Origin of the sequence: Bacillus sp. 2CMS4F (assembly GCF_023161785.1) — a bacterium.
In the GTDB taxonomy this organism is placed as follows: Bacteria; Bacillota; Bacilli; order Bacillales; family Bacillaceae; genus Bacillus; species Bacillus halotolerans.
In genome coordinates this window covers 386,705-406,071 of record NZ_JALNTO010000001.1, presented here as the reverse complement: position 1 = coordinate 406,071, position 19,367 = coordinate 386,705, and the positions used below count along the sequence as shown (strand labels likewise).

General features: G+C 42.8%; 19 protein-coding genes. All 19 read left to right on the top strand.

Going from position 1 to position 19,367, the window contains the following annotated elements; all coding sequences use genetic code 11:
- Positions 1-25: 25 nt before the first annotated feature.
- The 19 genes from flhA (at position 26) to proS (ending at position 19,322) form a co-directional block, all read left to right on the top strand.
- The gene (flhA, locus tag MTN95_RS01725; protein WP_202853051.1) at positions 26-2,059 is read left to right on the top strand and encodes a flagellar biosynthesis protein FlhA; all 2,034 of its coding nucleotides are present in this window, start codon (positions 26-28) and stop codon (positions 2,057-2,059) included.
- Entirely contained in the window at positions 2,059-3,156 is a 1,098-nt protein-coding gene (flhF, locus tag MTN95_RS01720; protein ID WP_105954237.1) for a flagellar biosynthesis GTPase FlhF, read from the top strand. The genes flhA and flhF overlap by 1 nt, the downstream gene beginning before the upstream one ends.
- Positions 3,147-4,043 carry a MinD/ParA family protein gene (locus MTN95_RS01715; RefSeq protein WP_105954238.1) on the top strand — a complete coding sequence of 299 codons (897 nt, stop codon included), beginning with the start codon at positions 3,147-3,149 and terminating at the stop codon, positions 4,041-4,043. Before flhF ends, MTN95_RS01715 begins: the two co-directional genes overlap by 10 nt.
- A gap of 1 nt (position 4,044) precedes the next feature.
- Entirely contained in the window at positions 4,045-5,112 is a 1,068-nt protein-coding gene (gene cheB, locus MTN95_RS01710; RefSeq protein WP_202853049.1) for a protein-glutamate O-methylesterase CheB, read from the top strand.
- 5 nt (positions 5,113-5,117) lie between these two features.
- Complete coding sequence (gene cheA, locus MTN95_RS01705; protein ID WP_105991188.1) at positions 5,118-7,136, top strand: chemotaxis protein CheA; 2,019 nt, start codon at positions 5,118-5,120, stop codon at positions 7,134-7,136.
- 21 nt (positions 7,137-7,157) lie between these two features.
- Complete coding sequence (gene cheW, locus MTN95_RS01700) at positions 7,158-7,628, top strand: chemotaxis protein CheW (RefSeq protein ID WP_105954241.1); 471 nt, start codon at positions 7,158-7,160, stop codon at positions 7,626-7,628.
- A gap of 18 nt (positions 7,629-7,646) precedes the next feature.
- On the top strand, positions 7,647-8,276 hold the full coding sequence (gene cheC, locus MTN95_RS01695) for a CheY-P phosphatase CheC (protein ID WP_059292775.1): 630 nt from the start codon (positions 7,647-7,649) through the stop codon (positions 8,274-8,276).
- Complete coding sequence (cheD, locus tag MTN95_RS01690; RefSeq protein ID WP_059292774.1) at positions 8,273-8,773, top strand: chemoreceptor glutamine deamidase CheD; 501 nt, start codon at positions 8,273-8,275, stop codon at positions 8,771-8,773. The genes cheC and cheD overlap by 4 nt, the downstream gene beginning before the upstream one ends.
- 22 nt (positions 8,774-8,795) lie before the next feature.
- Positions 8,796-9,560 (top strand): RNA polymerase sigma-28 factor SigD, encoded by a 765-nt coding sequence (sigD, locus tag MTN95_RS01685; protein WP_010334270.1) that lies wholly within the window; start codon positions 8,796-8,798, stop codon positions 9,558-9,560.
- Positions 9,561-9,589: 29 nt separating this feature from the next.
- Positions 9,590-10,090 carry a Swarming motility protein SwrB gene (locus MTN95_RS01680; protein ID WP_248336748.1) on the top strand — a complete coding sequence of 167 codons (501 nt, stop codon included), beginning with the start codon at positions 9,590-9,592 and terminating at the stop codon, positions 10,088-10,090.
- A 143-nt stretch (positions 10,091-10,233) separates the two neighbouring features.
- A complete protein-coding gene (gene rpsB, locus MTN95_RS01675; protein WP_024121418.1) occupies positions 10,234-10,974 on the top strand; it encodes a 30S ribosomal protein S2 in 741 nt (246 codons plus the stop codon).
- A gap of 99 nt (positions 10,975-11,073) precedes the next feature.
- Complete coding sequence (tsf, locus tag MTN95_RS01670; RefSeq protein WP_024121419.1) at positions 11,074-11,955, top strand: translation elongation factor Ts; 882 nt, start codon at positions 11,074-11,076, stop codon at positions 11,953-11,955.
- 145 nt (positions 11,956-12,100) lie between these two features.
- Positions 12,101-12,823, top strand: a complete 723-nt coding sequence (pyrH, locus tag MTN95_RS01665; RefSeq protein WP_010334275.1) for a UMP kinase — start codon at positions 12,101-12,103, stop codon at positions 12,821-12,823.
- A 1-nt stretch (position 12,824) separates the two neighbouring features.
- The gene (gene frr / locus MTN95_RS01660) at positions 12,825-13,382 is read left to right on the top strand and encodes a ribosome recycling factor (RefSeq protein ID WP_024121420.1); all 558 of its coding nucleotides are present in this window, start codon (positions 12,825-12,827) and stop codon (positions 13,380-13,382) included.
- Positions 13,383-13,512: 130 nt separating this feature from the next.
- Positions 13,513-14,295: an undecaprenyl pyrophosphate synthase gene (locus MTN95_RS01655; protein WP_248336746.1), complete on the top strand. Its 783-nt coding sequence runs from the start codon at positions 13,513-13,515 to the stop codon at positions 14,293-14,295.
- A 3-nt stretch (positions 14,296-14,298) separates the two neighbouring features.
- The gene (gene cdsA, locus MTN95_RS01650; protein WP_081638302.1) at positions 14,299-15,108 is read left to right on the top strand and encodes a phosphatidate cytidylyltransferase; all 810 of its coding nucleotides are present in this window, start codon (positions 14,299-14,301) and stop codon (positions 15,106-15,108) included.
- Between the two features lie 60 nt (positions 15,109-15,168).
- Positions 15,169-16,320, top strand: coding sequence for a 1-deoxy-D-xylulose-5-phosphate reductoisomerase (dxr, locus tag MTN95_RS01645; protein ID WP_248336744.1), 1,152 nt, complete (start codon positions 15,169-15,171; stop codon positions 16,318-16,320).
- Between the two features lie 6 nt (positions 16,321-16,326).
- The gene (gene rseP / locus MTN95_RS01640) at positions 16,327-17,595 is read left to right on the top strand and encodes an RIP metalloprotease RseP (RefSeq protein ID WP_105954244.1); all 1,269 of its coding nucleotides are present in this window, start codon (positions 16,327-16,329) and stop codon (positions 17,593-17,595) included.
- Positions 17,596-17,627: 32 nt separating this feature from the next.
- A complete protein-coding gene (proS, locus tag MTN95_RS01635) occupies positions 17,628-19,322 on the top strand; it encodes a proline--tRNA ligase (protein ID WP_248336742.1) in 1,695 nt (564 codons plus the stop codon).
- The last annotated feature ends 45 nt before the right edge of the window (positions 19,323-19,367 follow it).

Below are 19,367 nucleotides of genomic sequence, written 5' to 3'. Positions count from 1 at the left end.
GATTCAAAAGGAGAGAAAAAACAGCATGTCAACAAGAGATTTATCCGTTTTAATAAGTGTTGTCCTCATTGTGGCAATGCTGGTGATACCATTTCCTCCATGGCTGTTAAGTATTTTGATCATTATTAATATTTCTCTTGCGTTGATCGTGCTTCTCACCACAATGAATATGCAAGAACCGCTGCAGTTTTCGATTTTTCCGTCACTGCTGCTGCTTTTGACTTTATTTCGTCTGGGCTTGAATGTGTCAACGACGCGTTCGATCCTTTCGCACGGCGAAGGAGGGAAGGTTGTTGAGACCTTCGGTAACTTCGTTGTCGGCGGAAATGTTTTAGTCGGACTTGTTGTATTTATTATCTTAATTATTATTCAGTTTATCGTCATCACAAAGGGCGCGGAACGTGTTTCCGAGGTTGCGGCAAGATTTACGCTTGATGCAATGCCGGGGAAGCAGATGAGTATTGATGCTGATTTAAACGCAGGCATGATTAACGAACAGGAAGCGAAACACCGCCGTGAAAAAGTAGCTCGAGAAGCAGACTTTTACGGTGCGATGGACGGTGCCAGCAAATTTGTGAAAGGTGATGCAATTGCCGGAATTATTATTGTAATGATCAATATCATTTTCGGAATCATTATCGGTATGCTGCAGCAAGGCATGGCGATACAAGAGGCAGCCTCTCATTTTACGATGCTGACTGTAGGAGATGGAATTGTATCGCAAATTCCGGCGCTGTTAATTTCTACAGCTACAGGTATTGTCGTGACAAGAGCAGCCTCCGAAGGAAACTTAGGTCATGACATCACAGGCCAGCTGTTCGCTTATCCAAAGCTCTTATATGTTACAGCAGCAACTATTCTGCTTCTTGGCTTGTTTACTCCAATTGGTATTTTCCTAACAGGGCCGCTTGCAGGGCTGCTTGCTTTTGGCGGTTATACGCTATCTAAAACAGGTAAGGAAAAAGAAGAAGTGGAAGAGATTCTTGAGGAAGAGGCTGAAGTTGACGAGCTCAAAAGCCCCGAAAGTGTTGTGCAGCTTCTGCATATAGATCCGATAGAATTCGAGTTTGGCTATGGTCTGATACCGCTGGCGGATGCTAATCAGGGCGGGGATTTATTGGACCGAATTGTGATGATTCGCCGTCAGCTGGCGCTTGAACTTGGGCTTGTCATTCCTGTCGTGCGTATCAGAGACAATATCGCTTTGCAGCCTAATGAATACCGATTGAAAATTAAAGGAAATGAAGTAGCAAAAGGCGAGCTATTACTAGATCATTATCTAGCAATGTCGCCTACGCCTGAAGACGACCTGATTGAAGGGATCGAAACAGTAGAACCGTCGTTTGGGCTTCCAGCCAAATGGATTGGCGAATCGGTGAAGGATGAAGCTGACATGCTGGGCTATACAGTTGTAGATCCGGCTTCAGTTGTCTCAACACATATTACAGAGAAAATTAAGCAACATGCTCATGAATTAATCGGCAGACAGGAGACGAAACAGCTTATTGATCATTTGAAAGAAACGTATCCGGTCCTGGTGGAAGAGGTTACGCCAAATCCATTATCTGTCGGAGATATTCAGAAAGTGCTGGCTAAACTGTTAAAAGAAAAAGTTTCAATCCGCAATTTGGTAACCATTTTTGAAACGCTTGCCGATTACGGAAAACTGACAACAGACTCTGATCTTTTGACAGAGTACACAAGACAGGCACTTGCTAAGCAAATTACTGCCCAGTTTGCCAAAGAAAATGAAGTGTTAAAAGTGATCACTTGTTCTGGCCGTGTAGAAAAGGCAATTGCTGACGGTGTACAGCAAACAGAACATGGGAACTATTTGTCGCTTGAACCAGATGTGTCAGAAAGCATTGTGCGCTCTGTTGCAAAAGAAGCCGAACAGCTCTCAATACGGCAAGAGACTGCGATTCTTCTTTGCTCGCCGCCTGTAAGGATGTATGTGAAACAGCTTCTGGAACGATATTTTCCGGATCTTCCTGTTCTTTCTTATAACGAGCTTGAGGCTAATGTCGAAGTTCAAAGCATTGGAGTGGTGGATATTTAATGAAAATCAAAAAATTTACTGCTGCTTCAATGCAAGAAGCGGCACAGCTTATCAGAAAAGAACTAGGCAATGAAGCGGTTATACTGAATTCCAAAAAAATCAATAAGCGTAAATGGTTCGGGCTTTTAAAAAAACCGGCTGTTGAAGTGATAGCCGTATTGGATCAAGATTTTCTTGAGAAAAAAACAGCTGAAAAGGCAGCAGAGCCGAAACAAACATCAAAACCTCCTGTCAGCAGTCCGAAAATAGAGGAGAGGATAATCCCTCAAATTCCGGCCCAATCTGAGCCAGGTGATCTTTCAGCATATCAATCCGTACTTCCTGAACCGCTCAGAAAAGCCGAACAGCTTTTGGGAGAAACCGGCGTTAATGAATCAATTAAGACCAGTACTATGAAAAAAATACTGCGATTCTCTGTTGAATCGGGCGGACTGACAGAAGAAAACGTGGCCGGTAAACTTCAGGATATACTGTGCGGGGCACTGCCTCCAGCAGACAAGTGGCAGGAGCCCATTCGTTCGAAGTATATCGTGCTGTTTGGTTCGACGGGCGCGGGTAAAACAACAACGCTTGCAAAACTAGCAGCGTCTTCTCTGCTTGAAAAACAGAAAAAAATTGCTTTTATTACAACAGATACTTACCGGATTGCAGCAGTTGAACAGTTGAAAACATATGCCGAGCTGTTGCAGGCTCCTCTGGAAGTCTGTTATACAAAAGAGGAATTTCAGCGGGCGAAAGAATTATTTGCTGAATATGATCATGTATTTATCGATACAGCAGGAAGAAACTTCAGAGAACAGCAATATATCGATGAACTGAAAGAGACGATTCCTTTTGAAAGCAGCATTCAGTCATTTCTCGTTTTGTCAGCGACTGCAAAATATGAAGATATGAAACAAATTGTCAGACGTTTTTCATCTGTTCCTGTCAATCAGTTTATTTTTACGAAAATAGATGAGACTGCTTCCTTAGGCTCTGTATTCAGTATACTGGCAGAATCAAAGATAGGCGCCGGGTTTATCACAAACGGCCAGAATGTGCCGGAGGATATACAGACAGTCTCGCCGCGGGAGTTTGTAGGGATGCTGTGCAGATGAACAGATTTGACCAAGCAGCAACTTTACGGGCGAAAATGAAGAAGCGTGAGCGCGATCTGCCGATTGTTTTTGCACAGAAAGCTAAAACACTTGCAGTCATCAGCGGCAAGGGCGGTGTCGGAAAATCCAACATCACTTTAAATATGGCTCTTGCGCTGCAGGATAAAGGCAAGAAGGTACTGCTTATTGATCTTGATATCGGAATGGGGAACATTGATATATTAATGGGAAACTCGTCTTCCGCGACTATTATTGACGTTCTAACTGAGCGCAAGCCTTTTATGCAATCCATATCTACTGGGCCAAAGGGTCTTCGGTATATATCTGGCGGAACTGGGCTGGATGTGATGTTTCAGCTGGACCAGGAAAAATGGACCTTTTTTGCTAATGAGCTTTCTCATGCGTTAAGTCAGTTCGATTATGTACTGTTTGACATGGGGGCGGGCTTATCAAAAGACCAGCTGCCTTTTATTTTATCAGCAGAAGACATTTTGATCATAACAACCCCGGAGCCTACAGCCATTATGGATGCATACAGCGCTGTCAAACATTTAGCTTTGACAGGAAATCAGCTTTCAATGAAAGTAGCTGTCAATCGGTGCCGTGATCAAAAGGAAGGGCTTGACGCTTTTACCCGCCTTTCCCGGACCATTCACATGTTTTTAGGCGAAGCGGTTCAGTTTGCCGGTTCAGTCCCTGACGACGGGATCGTGAGCAAAGCAGTTGTCGAACAGGTTCCTTTTTTATTAAAAAGTCCTCAGGCAAAAGCCAGCCGGTCAGTCCGTCTCCTAGCGGACGCCTTGTTTGAAAGAGAAGAAACTAGACACAAAGAAGAAAAACAGACATTTATTGAGAAATTATCTTCTTTTTTAATGAGGAGGGCTTAATTTGATTCGTGTGCTTGTAGTTGATGATTCGGCTTTTATGAGAAAAATGATAAGTGATTTTCTAACCGAGGAAAAGCAGATAGAAGTAATCGGAACTGCGAGAAACGGAGAAGAGGCACTTAAAAAGATAGAATTGCTGAAACCGGATGTTATCACACTTGATATCGAAATGCCGGTGATGAATGGAACAGACACACTGCGGAAAATTATTGAGCTTTATCAGCTGCCGGTCATTATGGTTTCAAGCCAGACCCAGCAAGGAAAAGAGTGTACGATTAACTGTTTAGAGATAGGCGCCTTTGATTTTATCACAAAGCCATCTGGTTCTATATCTTTAGATTTATACAAAATTAAAGAACAATTAGTTGAGCGGGTCATCGCGGCTGGGCTTTCCGGCCAGCAAAAAGCTGCGGCTCCGGCGGTCATTCGGCCTGAGCCTAAACGCATCGCTAAGCCTGCATTGAGTCAGTCGAAATCTGGAACAGGCAGACAGATTGTTTGTATCGGCACGTCAACAGGCGGACCAAGGGCGCTTCAAAAGGTGATACCAAAGCTTCCTAAGGATTTAAACGCGCCTGTAGTCGTTGTACAGCACATGCCTGAAGGCTTTACTGCTTCTCTGGCTGATCGGCTGAACCATCTGTCTGACATTCGTGTAAAGGAAGCAAAAGATGGCGAAGCAGCTCTTAACGGCTGTGTGTACATAGCTCCGGGGGGAAAAAACATATCCGTTATCAAAAACAGCGGCGGCCTTAAAATCGTTCTTGATAATCACGATACGCCAAGCCGTCATAAACCATCAGCAGACTACTTGTTCCGTTCTGTCGGCAAACTTGCAGACTATGAAAAAGTAGCGGTCATTATGACTGGAATGGGCAGTGACGGTACTGCCGGTCTTAAGGACATGCTTGCGTCCGGCAATGTGAAAACCATTGCAGAGTCTGAAGAATCTTGTGTTGTATTTGGAATGCCGAAAGCAGCCGTTAAGGCGGGCCTTATTCATGAAATTAAACATGTGGAAGATATCGCAGCATCCATCACAAGCTGTGTGAAAAAAGAGAGGGTGTGATTCAAATGGATATGAATCAATATTTAGATGTCTTTATTGATGAAAGTAAAGAACATTTACAAACATGTAATGAAAAGCTTCTCCTTTTAGAGAAAGACCCGACAGATCTTCAGCTCGTCCACGATATATTCAGGGCTGCCCATACACTAAAAGGTATGAGCGCAACGATGGGGTATACGGATTTAGCCCATTTAACCCATCTGCTTGAAAACGTATTGGATGCTTTTCGAAACGGAGATATGGCAGTTACATCAGACTGGATGGATATCTTGTTTGAAGCGCTGGATCATCTGGAAGCAATGGTTCAGTCTATTATTGACGGCGGGGATGGTAAAAGAGACATCTCCGAAGTGAGCGCAAAGCTTGACGTGAACGGTGCGCATGCTGAGACTGCTGCTTCAGCCGAACCTGCTGAAGCGAAGGGTTCAGCATCTGATTGGGGATATGATGAGTTTGAACGAACAGTGATAGAAGAAGCGGAGGAGCAAGGTTTCAAACGGTATGAAATCACAATTTCTCTGAAAGAAGACTGTATGTTAAAAGCGGTTCGTGTATATATGGTTTTTGAGAAGCTCAATGAGATCGGAGAAGTAGCCAAAACAATACCGAGTGCGGAAGTGCTTGAGACGGAAGATTTCGGCACTGACTTCCAGGTGTGCTTCTTAACGAATCAAACGGCTGAAGACGTTGAACAGATCATCAACGGAGTTTCAGAGGTCGAGCATGTTGAAATTATTCAGGGCTCGCCTTTACAACCAGCCGAAAATCCGGAGGAGCCTCAGGCGGATACACCAGCTGCTGCACAGGCACCTGTTAAGCAGGATAAACAAAAGCAGCCTGCTAAAAACGAGGAACAGTCGAAGCATACATCAGGCGGATCTAAAACAATTCGTGTCAATATCGACAGGCTTGATTCTTTAATGAACTTATTTGAAGAGCTCGTCATTGACCGCGGGCGTCTTGAGCAGATTGCAAAAGAGCTTGAGCACAATGAATTGACTGAAACAGTAGAGCGAATGACGAGAATTTCCGGCGATTTGCAGTCTATTATTCTCAACATGAGAATGGTTCCGGTTGAAACTGTTTTTAATCGTTTCCCAAGAATGATTCGCCAGCTTCAAAAAGAGCTGAATAAAAAAATCGAACTCTCCATCATCGGCGCGGAAACAGAACTTGATCGAACAGTAATTGATGAAATTGGAGATCCGCTCGTTCACTTAATCAGAAACAGTATTGACCATGGAATTGAGTCTCCGGAAACACGTTTGCAAAAAGGAAAACCTGAGTCTGGAAAAGTTGTGCTGAAAGCTTATCACAGCGGAAATCACGTCTTTATTGAAGTAGAGGATGACGGGGCAGGACTTAATCGCAAAAAAATCCTTGAAAAAGCGCTTGAGCGCGGTGTCATTACAGAAAGAGAAGCTGAAACTTTAGAAGACAATGAAATTTATGAATTGATATTTGCTCCGGGATTCTCTACAGCTGATCAAATTTCGGATATTTCCGGGCGGGGTGTCGGGCTTGATGTTGTGAAAAATAAACTCGAGTCACTCGGCGGTTCAGTCAGTGTGAAATCTGCAGAAGGACAAGGATCATTATTCAGCATCCAGCTTCCGCTTACATTGTCCATTATTTCAGTTCTGCTGATCAAATTGGAAGAAGAGACATTTGCGATTCCGATTTCTTCTATAATTGAAACGGCAGTTATAGACAGAAAAGATATTCTGCAAACGCATGACCGTGAAGTAATCGATTTTAGAGGGCATATTGTCCCTGTCGTTTATTTAAAAGAAGAGTTTAAAATAGAAGATACAAGACAAGATGCGGAACAGCTCCATATCATTGTCGTGAAAAAAGGCGACAAACCTACAGCATTTGTGGTGGACTCCTTTATTGGCCAGCAGGAAGTTGTGCTGAAATCACTCGGAGATTATTTAACAAACGTCTTTGCAATTTCCGGAGCTACTATTTTAGGAGATGGAGAAGTAGCGCTCATTATCGATTGTAATGCACTGATTATTTAACCATACGAGGAGGTGTCTCACATGACTGCAGAAATTAAAACAGGCGAAAAAATGATTGTCTTTATGGTAAATGGCAAAGAATATGCCATTTCTGTCACTCAGGTGAAATCAATTGAGAAATGGCAAAAGCCAACGAGAGTGCCAGGCGTTGAATCTTATATTTGCGGAGTGATCAATTTGCGCGGCGTGGTGACTCCGGTTATTGATTTAAGAAAGCGTCTCAGCTTGCCTGAGTATGAAATTACCGATGAAACACGAATTATCATTATTGCTTATCGTGATATTGAAGTCGGCTGGATTGTGGATGAAGCAAATGATGTCATAACAGTTCATGAAAGTGAAATAGAGTCTGCTCCGGAAAGTGTTCAAAAAGACACGTATGTGTCGATCAAACAAATTGTAAAACAAGAGAACAGGCTCTTAAATATTATTGATGCAAATGCGGTTTTGGATAAAGAATCATCTCAGTCCGCTGTGCCCGATCAAGCTTAATCTTAAAGGGGTTATGACATGAGTATTTTTAATGGAATCAAAGAAGAGCAGATGGACATTTTGCGGGAAGTCGGCAATATCGGAGCCGGCCACTCTGCTTCTGCAATGGCCCAGCTGTTAAATAGAAAGATTGATATGGAAGTCCCGTTTGCAAAGTTACTATCGTTTGATGAACTTGTAGACTTTTTCGGCGGAGCAGAAATGCCGGTCGCCAGCATCTTTTTAAGAATGGAAGGCGATTTAACGGGCTCAATGTTCTTTATAATGCCTTTTTATCAGGCGGAGCAGTTTATCAGAGAGCTGATCGGCAACCCGGATTTTGATATAGAAAACCTGGGTGAAGATCATATGAGTTCTTCCGCTTTGCATGAACTGGGCAATATTTTAGCAGGATCATATTTAACGGCATTGGCTGATTTGACGAAACTCCAGCTTTACCCGAGTGTTCCAGAAGTTTCACTGGACATGTTCGGTGCTGTCATCAGTGAAGGTCTGATGGAGCTCAGTCAGGTTGGGGAACATGCAATTGTTGTTGATACGTCAATTTTTGACCAAAGCCATCAGCAGGAGCTAAAAGCGCATATGTTTATGCTGCCGGACTATGATTCATTTGAAAAGCTCTTTGTCGCCTTGGGTGCTGCATTATGAGTACAACTGCGGCTGCTGTTGTAAAGGTTGGAATTGCGGACGTGAAGATCGCCCGCTTCCCGGATTCAATCCGGACGTCTGGTTTAGGATCGTGCGTAGGGCTGGTGCTTTACGATAAAGAAAAGCAAACGGCGGGGCTTGTCCATGTCATGCTGCCGGATTCGACGTTATCAAAAACAGCTGAACTCAATCGGGCAAAATATGCCGATACCGCTGTAAAAGCTACGATTGATATGCTGGTAGAAGCGGGCTGCCGAAAGTTTGCGTTAAAAGCAAAGCTTGCCGGCGGATCAGAGATGTTTAAATTTAAAATGACGAATGATTTGATGAAGATCGGACCGAGAAATGTCTTGGCGATAAAGGAACAGCTGTCGTTATATAATATTCCGATTATCAGTGAAGATACGGGAGGCTCAAGCGGCCGGACGATAGAATTTGAACCGAAGTCCTGTATGCTGCATATTCGAACTGTTAAACAAGGTGAAAAAACGATTTAATTAAGGTATTAGGGGGATAACAATGCAATCCTTGAATTATGAAGATCAGGTGCTTTGGTCGCGCTGGAAAGAGTGGAAAGATCCTAAGGCCGGTGATGATTTAATGCGCCGTTACATGCCGCTTGTCACATATCATGTAGGCAGAATTTCTGTCGGACTGCCAAAATCAGTGCATAAAGACGATCTTATGAGCCTTGGTATGCTTGGTTTATATGATGCCCTTGAAAAATTTGACCCCAGCCGGGACTTAAAATTTGATACCTACGCCTCGTTTAGAATTCGCGGTGCAATTATTGACGGGCTTCGTAAAGAGGATTGGCTGCCCAGAACCTCGCGTGAAAAAACAAAGAAGGTTGAAGCGGCGATTGAAAAGCTTGAACAGCGCTATCTTCGGAATGTATCGCCCGCAGAAATTGCAGAGGAACTCGGAATGACGGAACAGGATGTAGTGTCAACAATGAATGAAGGTTTTTTTGCAAATCTGCTGTCAATTGACGAAAAGCTTCATGATCAGGATGACGGGGAAAACATCCAGGTCATGATCAGAGATGACAAAAATGTCCCGCCGGAAGAAAAGATCATGAAAGATGAGCTGATAGCGCAGCTTGCGGACAAAATTCACGAACTCTCTGAAAAAGAACAGCTTGTGGTCAGTTTGTTCTATAAAGAGGAATTGACACTGACAGAAATCGGACAGGTATTGAATCTTTCTACGTCCCGTATATCACAAATACATTCAAAGGCACTATTTAAATTAAAGAATCTGCTGGAAAAAGTAATTCAATAAAGAATTCTCATGATTAGCGAGTGAAAAACATGTCAACACTATTATGGCTTTTAAGCTTCACGCTTCACGGCGTTCTTCTGTACGCTGTCATTATCCTGTATATGAGGCTCGGCGCTGTGAAAGAAACAGAAAAACAGCAAAAGAAGCTGCTGGAAGAGACGGAGAACACACTTGCGGCATTTCTTCTTGAACTAAAAGAAGAAAATGAGAAGTTGATAGACAACTTGGATGTACCTTCTGTTCAAACTGAAGAAAAACAGAAGGAAGAGCATCATTACGCTGAACAACATTCAGAGCGAGGTGCTGTTCAGGAAGAAGACAACGCTCTTCCCGAGCATATCGAAGGTCTGATCAACGAGGTTGAGAGGGCGGAAGAGAACGTAAACAGCGATGCCCGATATGAAGATGAAGTTATGACATTATATGAACAGGGGTATTCAGCTGGTGAAATTGCTCAGAAATTGAAGAGCGGAAAGACAGAAATCGAGCTATTTCTAAAATTTCGCTCCAAAGCTGTAAAGGATTCTTGATTGTCGCATAAAGCTGTGTTATATTATGTCTTGGTGTTAAATACACACGCTTAACGATTTATGCAGAGGGTGCTGCAGGCGGCAGTTCTGCACAAAAATGACCTAAGCGGAGGAAAAAAACCATTATATTAGGAGGAAATAACATGTCAGTCATTTCTATGAAGCAATTGCTTGAAGCTGGTGTTCACTTCGGTCACCAAACACGCCGTTGGAACCCAAAAATGAAGCGTTACATTTTCACGGAGCGTAACGGAATCTACATCATTGACCTTCAAAAAACAGTCAAAAAAGTAGAGGAAGCTTACAATTTCACTAAAAATCTTGCTGCTGAAGGCGGAAGAATCCTTTTCGTCGGCACAAAAAAACAAGCTCAAGATTCTGTTAAAGAAGAAGCTCAACGCTCTGGCATGTACTATGTCAACCAACGCTGGTTGGGCGGTACATTAACAAACTTTGAAACAATCCAAAAACGTATTAAACGTCTTAAAGACATTGAAAAAATGCAAGAAAACGGTACGTTTGAAGTACTTCCTAAAAAAGAAGTCGTTCAATTGAAAAAAGAATTAGAGCGTCTTGAAAAATTCCTAGGCGGAATTAAAGAAATGAAGGATCTTCCTGATGCATTGTTCATCATCGATCCTCGCAAAGAGCGCATCGCTGTTGCGGAAGCTCGCAAATTAAACATCCCTATCATCGGAATTGTAGATACTAACTGTGATCCTGATGAAATCGATGTTGTTATTCCTGCGAACGATGACGCTATCCGCGCTGTTAAACTTCTAACTTCTAAAATGGCAGATGCAATCTTAGAAGCGAAGCAAGGCGAAGAAGAAGCGGAAGTTGCTGAAGAAACTGCACCAGAAACTGAAACAACAACTGCGTAACCTATTCAAAAGGTGATAAGAGGGACTGCCTTTTATCACCTTTTTTCAAGAAAAATGTCATGATACATATCTTGTTTAAACATATAAGGAGGAATTCAAATGGCTATTACTGCACAGCAAGTAAAAGAACTGCGTCAAAAAACTGGCGCGGGTATGATGGATTGTAAAAAAGCGTTAACTGAAACTGATGGAGATATGGACAAAGCAATTGACCTTCTTAGAGAAAAAGGAATTGCAAAAGCAGCGAAAAAAGCTGACCGTATCGCAGCAGAAGGTTCAACTCTTATTAAAACTGACGGCAACAAAGGTGTTATTTTAGAAGTAAACTCTGAAACTGATTTCGTTGCGAAAAACGAAGGCTTCGTAGAGCTTCTTAACACATTGGCTGACCACCTTCTTGCAAACACTCCTGCAGATGTTGAAGAAGCAATGGGCCAAAAAATGGACAACGGCTCTACTGTAGAAGAGTACATTACAAGTGCAGTTGCTAAAATCGGTGAGAAAATCACGCTTCGCCGCTTTGCTGTTCTTACAAAAGATGACAGCTCTGCATTCGGTGCTTACCTTCACATGGGCGGACGCATCGGCGTATTAACTGTTCTTAACGGTACAACTGACGAAGAAACTGCGAAAGATATCGCAATGCATGTTGCTGCGGTTAACCCTCGTTACATTTCTCGTGACCAAGTATCAGAAGAAGAAACAGACCATGAGCGTCAAATCTTAACTCAGCAAGCTCTTCAAGAAGGAAAACCTGAAAACATCGTAGCGAAAATGGTTGAAGGCCGTCTGAACAAATTCTTCGAAGAAATTTGTCTTTTAGACCAAGCATTCGTTAAAAACCCAGATGAAAAAGTGAAACAAGTTGTTGCAGCGAAAAACGCAACTGTTGAAACTTTCGTTCGCTATGAAGTTGGCGAAGGTATCGAAAAACGTCAAGAAAACTTTGCTGAAGAAGTAATGAACCAAGTGAAAAAATAATGGTGAAAAGATGTCGCGATCAAGTCGCGTCTTTTCAGGCAGTATAGGGGACACACTTTGTGTTCCCTATTTTTAAAACTATATTTACAAACCTTTTTTTCTCTTGCATAATAGAAAACGGCAATGTTTACACTTGGAGGTTATTATGGAAAAACCAAAATACAAACGTATCGTATTAAAGCTTAGCGGGGAAGCATTGGCAGGGGAACAGGGTAACGGAATTAACCCTACTGTCATTCAATCCATTGCAAAGCAAGTGAAAGAAATCGCTGAGCTTGAAGTCGAAGTGGCTGTTGTAGTAGGCGGCGGCAACTTATGGCGCGGAAAAACAGGAAGTGACCTGGGCATGGACCGCGCAACTGCAGACTATATGGGGATGCTGGCGACAGTGATGAACTCGCTTGCTCTTCAAGACAGCTTGGAAACACTCGGAATCCAGTCCAGAGTGCAAACATCCATTGAAATGAGACAAGTTGCTGAACCGTATATCAGAAGAAAAGCGATACGCCACTTAGAGAAAAAACGTGTCGTTATTTTTGCTGCGGGTACAGGAAACCCATATTTCTCAACTGATACGACAGCTGCACTGCGCGCTGCTGAAATTGAAGCAGACGTTATTTTAATGGCTAAAAACAATGTTGACGGTGTGTATAATGCTGATCCTAGAAAAGATGAATCAGCTGTAAAATATGAATCGCTTTCTTACCTTGACGTTCTAAAAGACGGCTTGGAAGTGATGGATTCAACAGCATCATCATTATGCATGGATAATGACATTCCGCTAATCGTCTTTTCTATTATGGAAGAAGGAAATATTAAACGCGCCGTGACAGGCGAATCAATCGGAACGATCGTGAGGGGGAAATAACGTGTCAAAAGAAGTATTAACACAAACGAAAGAAAAAATGGAAAAAGCAATTGCTGCTTATCAGCGTGAATTGGCTACTGTACGCGCAGGCCGTGCGAACCCATCTTTATTAGATAAAGTAACAGTTGAATATTACGGAGCGCAGACACCTTTAAACCAGCTGTCTTCTATTAACGTGCCTGAAGCTCGTATGCTGGTCATAACACCATACGACAAGTCAGCAATCGGTGATATCGAAAAAGCAATTTTAAAAGCGGATTTAGGCTTAACGCCAACGAGCGACGGCAATATGATTCGCATTGCGATTCCTGCGCTAACAGAAGAAAGACGTAAAGAATTAGTCAAAGTTGTAAAAAAATATGCTGAAGACGCAAAAGTAGCTGTACGAAATGTACGCCGTGATGCGAACGATGATCTCAAAAAACTTGAGAAAAACGGAGACATCACTGAAGATGAACTGCGTGCTTCCAATGAAGATGTTCAAAAACTGACAGATGAATATGTGTCAAAAATTGACAGTGTCACAAAAGACAAAGAAAAAGAAATCATGGAAGTTTAATGAAAAACTATGTACAATAGATAATAGTGAAAAGACCCTCTCATGTTTACAGGGGGTTTTTTTGTTAATACTGTTGATTACATCGGTTATCAGCAGGGAATGCAACCTTTTTGGGTGACGGAGGAATCTCATGCTCAACATACTCAAAAATTGGAAGAACCAGCAAACTGCGGCTTCCAACTTAGAACGCTATACAAAAGAAGACATACTTAAGGGAGAAATCCCCGAACACATCGCCATTATAATGGATGGAAATGGCCGTTGGGCTAAAAAACGCTCTCTCCCCCGAATTGCAGGCCACCACGAAGGAATGAAGGTGGTTAAAAGGACAACAAAGCTTGCTAACGAATTGGGTGTCAAGGTACTGACCCTGTACGCATTTTCAACAGAAAACTGGAAGCGGCCGAAAATGGAAGTTGATTTTTTGATGAAGCTTCCTGAAGAGTTTTTAAATACGTATCTACCGGAACTTGTTGAGGAGAATGTGCGGGTCCGGATTATAGGAGATGAATCAGCCTTGCCGCCGCACACAATGCGAGCGATTGAAAAGGCTGTAAAGGATACGGCGCAAAATGACGGGCTGATCCTTAATTTTGCTCTCAACTATGGAGGGCGTACTGAAATTGTCACTGCTGCAAAAACACTCGCGGAAAAAGTGAAGGATGGTTCTTTGAAAATAGAAGACATTGATGAATCGCTTTTTTCTAATCATTTAATGACTGAATCTTTGCAGGATCCTGAACTTCTAATTCGAACGAGCGGCGAGATTAGACTAAGCAACTTTATGCTTTGGCAGGTTGCCTACAGTGAATTTGTCTTTACTGAAGTTCTGTGGCCTGACTTTAAAGAAAATCATTTCTTGCAGGCGTTAGGAGAATATCAGCAACGGGGCCGGAGGTTTGGCGGAATTTAGAGGATGGTGGACATGAAACAAAGAATTTTGACAGGTGTACTGGCAGCAATTGTATTTTTATTTTTAGTTATTGTCGGGAATTTGCCGTTCACCATATTAGTTTATGCAATGGGCAGTGTAGCGCTTTTTGAGCTTCTGCGGATGAAAAAACTTAAGCTTGTTTCACTGCCTGGATTGATCAGTCTTTTATTGTTATGGATGTTCTTAATGCCAAGCCAGTATTCTTTTTTTGAAGCGAATGGTATCTCGAAAATTGAAACGGCTTTGTTCGCAGTACTGATTTTACTGACGTACACAGTATTGGTGAAGAACACTTTTACCTTTGATGAAGTCGGCTTTATTACCCTTGCAACGATTTACATCGGAATGTGTTTTCATTATTTTATTGAAATCAGAAATCTTGATCAGCACGGGCTGACATACATCTTTTATGCCTGTGTCGTGATTTGGTCGACTGATTCCGGTGCATATTTTGTCGGGAAATCGCTTGGGAAACGAAAACTGTGGCCTGAAATCAGCCCTAATAAAACAGTTGAGGGATTTGTAGGCGGAATCGTCATTGCACTTGTACTTTCGACGATTTTTCAGCTTGTCGCAAACTTGCCGATCCCATATTTCTATCTGCTTTTGATCACACTGTTTTTGTCTGTTTTCGGACAGATTGGGGATTTAGTAGAATCCGCTCTGAAAAGACATTACGATGTAAAGGATTCTGGGAAGATCCTTCCCGGGCATGGCGGTGTGCTAGACCGTTTTGACAGTTTTTTGTTTGTCATGCCTTTCTTGTACTTTCTGCTTGCCCTTTTTTCATAAAAAAGTCTAATATGAATATGAGACTGAATATGCAGCAAAAAGAATAGGAGTAGTGGCACTTTGAAAAATATTTGTCTTTTAGGAGCAACAGGATCAATCGGCGAACAGACTCTTGACGTATTGCGTACGCACCAAGACCAATTTCAGCTGGTATCTATGTCGTTCGGCAAAAATATTGATAAGGCCGTGCCGATGATAGAGGCCTTTCAGCCGAAGTTTGTATCTGTCGGTGATCTGGATACATATCACAAATTAAAACAAGTTTCTTTTTCATTTGATTGCCAGATCGGGCTTGGTGAAGAAGGCCTGATTGAAGCGGCAGTTATGGAGGAAGTCGATATTGTTGTCAATGCCTTGCTTGGAAGTGTCGGTCTCATCCCTACGTTAAAGGCGATCGAACAGAAAAAAACAATTGCGCTTGCAAATAAGGAAACTCTTGTCACTGCCGGGCATATAGTTAAAGAACATGCTAAGAAATACAATGTTCCGCTGCTGCCCGTTGACAGTGAGCATTCAGCCATTTTTCAAGCCCTACAAGGCGAACAGGCTAAAAACATTGATCGCCTTATCATTACGGCGTCCGGCGGAAGTTTTCGGGACAAGACGCGGGAGCAGCTCGAAACAGTTACAATTGAAGATGCATTACAGCACCCGAATTGGTCAATGGGTGCAAAAATTACAATTGATTCGGCTACAATGATGAATAAGGGATTAGAGGTGATTGAGGCGCATTGGCTTTTCGATATTCCATATGAACAAATCGATGTGGTCTTACATAAGGAGAGCATCATCCATTCCATGGTAGAGTTTCATGACAAAAGTGTGATTGCACAGCTCGGCACTCCTGATATGAGGGTTCCGATTCAATATGCGCTCACCTATCCCGACCGATTGCCATTGCCAGACGCCAAAAGGCTCGAGCTGTGGGAAATCGGCAGTCTTCATTTTGAGAAAGCTGACTTTGACAGGTTCCGCTGCTTACAATTTGCCTTTGAATCAGGTAAAATAGGGGAAACAATGCCGACTGTGCTAAACGCGGCAAATGAAGTGGCTGTCGCCGCCTTTTTAGCGGGCAAGATATCGTTTTTAGCGATTGAAGACTGTATCGAAAAGGCATTAAACCGCCATCAGGTTATTCAAAAGCCTAGCTTGGCAGACATTCAGGAAGTGGACAAAGATACCCGGGGATACGTCAATTCAATACTCACATAAGGTGGTATGTTCGTGAATACAGTTATAGCGTTTATCATTATTTTCGGAACGCTCGTTTTCTTCCATGAACTGGGCCATTTGTTGTTAGCCCAAAGAGCGGGAATTTTGTGCCGTGAATTTGCGATCGGCTTTGGTCCAAAAATCTTTTCATTCAAAAAAAATGAAACGGTGTATACGATCAGACTTCTCCCGGTCGGCGGGTTTGTCCGCATGGCCGGCGAAGATCCGGAAATGATTGAGGTGAAACCCGGCTACACGATCGGGCTTCTTTTTAACAAAGAGGATCAGGTGGAAAAAGTCATCATCAATCAAAAGGAAAAATACCCGGATGCTTTAATTATCGAGGTGGAAACGGCGGACCTAGAGCATGACATGAAGATCACCGGCTATGAACAGGGGAAAGAGGATGAGCTTTCCAGCTTTAGTGTGAGTGAAACCTCCTTTTTCATTGTAGACGGAGAAGAAGTTCAGATCGCGCCGTATAACCGCCAGTTTGGTTCCAAACCTGTGTGGCAGCGAATTAAGGCGATTGCCGCAGGTCCGATTATGAATTTCATATTGGCTTATGTCATTTTAGTGATGCTTGGGCTGATTCAGGGTGTTCCGTCAAATGAGCCTATGCTTGGACAACTGACAGACAACGGACGGGCAGCCGAAGCAGGGCTAAAAGAAGGAGATTACATTCAAAGCATTAACGGAGAGAAGATGAGGTCCTGGACCGACATTGTCTCTGCGGTAAAAGAAAACCCGGAAAAAGAAATTGACGTTGAGGTAAATAGAGATAACAAAACGCTCCACATTTCAGTTACTCCGGAAGCCGTTAAAGATGAGAACAAAAAAACAATCGGCCGCTTTGGTTCTTACGCGCCAACTGAGAAAGGCGTTCTCTCAGCAGTTGCTTATGGTGCAACATCAACTGTGGATGTTACAAAAGCGATATTAACGAATCTCAGTAAATTAGTGACAGGACAATTTAAAATTGATATGCTTTCAGGTCCTGTCGGCATATACGATATGACAGACCAAGTGGCAAAAACGGGAATTATTAATTTATTCCAGTTTGCTGCATTTTTAAGTATTAACCTTGGTATCGTCAATCTGCTTCCGATTCCGGCTCTTGACGGCGGAAGACTGTTGTTTCTATTTATAGAAGCCATTCGGGGCAAACCGATCAACAGAGAAAAAGAAGCCTTTGTGGTGTTTATCGGAGTCGCTTTCCTAATGCTTCTTATGCTGGTCGTTACATGGAACGATATCCAGCGGCTGTTTTTGTAAATGAAAAGTAAATCAATCAGAGGTGCGAAGAAATGAGACAAAGTTTGACGCTTATTCCTACGCTCCGTGAAGTTCCAGCTGATGCCGAAGCGAAAAGTCATCAGCTTCTTCTAAGAGCAGGATTTATCAGACAGAATACGAGCGGGGTATACAGCTATATGCCTCTTGCGTATAAGGTTATTCAAAACATTCAGCAGATCGTCCGTGAGGAAATGGAAAAAATCGACGCTGTAGAAATGCTTATGCCCGCGCTGCAGCAGGCTGAGACATGGCAGGAATCAGGCAGATGGTATACGTACGGTCCTGAACTGATGAGACTTAAAGACCGTCACGGCCGTGAATTTGCTTTAGGGGCAACGCATGAAGAAGTGATCACTTCACTCGTTCGCGATGAGGTTAAATCCTATAAGCGTCTCCCTCTGACTCTGTACCAAATCCAGTCTAAATTCAGGGATGAAAAACGCCCTCGCTTCGGTTTATTAAGAGGCCGCGAATTCATTATGAAGGATGCTTATTCTTTCCATGCTTCTGAAGAGAGCTTGGATGAAACATATCAAAAAATGTACAATGCGTATTCTAATGTTTTCGCCCGCTGTGGCATTAATGTAAGACCTGTTATCGCTGACTCAGGTGCCATGGGTGGAAAAGATACACATGAGTTTATGGCACTTTCTGAAATCGGAGAGGATACCATTGCGTATTCTGATGAATCACAATATGCAGCCAATATCGAAATGGCTGAGGTTCTTTATCAGGAAGTCCCTTCAAATGAAGAGCCTGTCGCTTTAGAAAAAGTGCACACTCCTAATGTGAAAACGATCGATGAGCTGACTGCATTTTTACAGGTTTCAGCTGAAGCCTGCATTAAATCGGTATTGTTTAAAGCGGATGACCGTTTTGTTCTGGTGCTTGTAAGAGGGGATCACGAAGTGAATGATATTAAAGTGAAGAATCTCCTGCATGCAGAGGTTATGGAACTTGCTTCTCATGAAGAGGTCGTTCAGCAGCTTGGAACAGAGCCTGGTTTTGTCGGACCTATCGGTGTGAATCAAGAGATTGACGCCTATGCAGATTTCGCTGTTAAAGCAATGGTTAATGCTGTTGCCGGTGCGAATGAAGGTGATTATCATTATAAAAATGTCAACGTAACCCGTGATGCGCAAATTAAAGAATTTGCCGATCTTCGCTTTATTAAGGAAGGCGACCCGTCACCAGACGGCAAAGGCACGATCCGTTTTGCAGAAGGAATCGAAGTCGGACAAGTCTTTAAGCTTGGAACTCGTTATTCTGAAGCGATGAATGCGACATATTTAGATGAAAACGGACGGGCACAGCCAATGCTGATGGGCTGTTACGGAATCGGTGTTTCCAGAACCCTTTCTGCTATTGCTGAACAGCATCACGACGAAAAAGGCTTAATATGGCCAAAAAGCGTCGCGCCGTATGATCTTCATATTCTTGCACTGAATATCAAAAACGATGCGCAAAAAGAATTGGCTGAAAAGCTGTACGCTGATTTAAAGGCGAAAGGCTATGAAGTGCTGTATGACGATCGTGCGGAACGTGCCGGCGTAAAATTTGCTGACTCGGATCTAATCGGTCTTCCAATCCGTATTACTGTCGGCAAACGGGCTGATGAAGGAATTGTGGAAGTGAAAATCCGCAAAACGGGTGAGTCAACAGAAGTTTCTGTTGATGAGTTATCTGCTTTTATCAGCAAGCAGTAAACACCATAACGATTTATCAAAAAACATGTTAAAATAGAAATAATA

What these genes read in the sequence shown, in the direction of transcription:
- flhA (WP_202853051.1), top strand. Translation starts at nt 26, where the DNA reads ATGTCAACAAGAGATTTATCCGTTTTAATAAGTGTTGTCCTCATTGTG.
- flhF (WP_105954237.1), top strand. Translation starts at nt 2,059, where the DNA reads ATGAAAATCAAAAAATTTACTGCTGCTTCAATGCAAGAAGCGGCACAG.
- cheA (WP_105991188.1), top strand. Translation starts at nt 5,118, where the DNA reads ATGGATATGAATCAATATTTAGATGTCTTTATTGATGAAAGTAAAGAA.
- cheW (WP_105954241.1), top strand. Translation starts at nt 7,158, where the DNA reads ATGACTGCAGAAATTAAAACAGGCGAAAAAATGATTGTCTTTATGGTA.
- cheC (WP_059292775.1), top strand. Translation starts at nt 7,647, where the DNA reads ATGAGTATTTTTAATGGAATCAAAGAAGAGCAGATGGACATTTTGCGG.
- cheD (WP_059292774.1), top strand. Translation starts at nt 8,273, where the DNA reads ATGAGTACAACTGCGGCTGCTGTTGTAAAGGTTGGAATTGCGGACGTG.
- sigD (WP_010334270.1), top strand. Translation starts at nt 8,796, where the DNA reads ATGCAATCCTTGAATTATGAAGATCAGGTGCTTTGGTCGCGCTGGAAA.
- MTN95_RS01680 (WP_248336748.1), top strand. Translation starts at nt 9,590, where the DNA reads ATGTCAACACTATTATGGCTTTTAAGCTTCACGCTTCACGGCGTTCTT.
- rpsB (WP_024121418.1), top strand. Translation starts at nt 10,234, where the DNA reads ATGTCAGTCATTTCTATGAAGCAATTGCTTGAAGCTGGTGTTCACTTC.
- tsf (WP_024121419.1), top strand. Translation starts at nt 11,074, where the DNA reads ATGGCTATTACTGCACAGCAAGTAAAAGAACTGCGTCAAAAAACTGGC.
- pyrH (WP_010334275.1), top strand. Translation starts at nt 12,101, where the DNA reads ATGGAAAAACCAAAATACAAACGTATCGTATTAAAGCTTAGCGGGGAA.
- MTN95_RS01655 (WP_248336746.1), top strand. Translation starts at nt 13,513, where the DNA reads ATGCTCAACATACTCAAAAATTGGAAGAACCAGCAAACTGCGGCTTCC.
- cdsA (WP_081638302.1), top strand. Translation starts at nt 14,299, where the DNA reads ATGGTGGACATGAAACAAAGAATTTTGACAGGTGTACTGGCAGCAATT.
- rseP (WP_105954244.1), top strand. Translation starts at nt 16,327, where the DNA reads ATGTTCGTGAATACAGTTATAGCGTTTATCATTATTTTCGGAACGCTC.
- proS (WP_248336742.1), top strand. Translation starts at nt 17,628, where the DNA reads ATGAGACAAAGTTTGACGCTTATTCCTACGCTCCGTGAAGTTCCAGCT.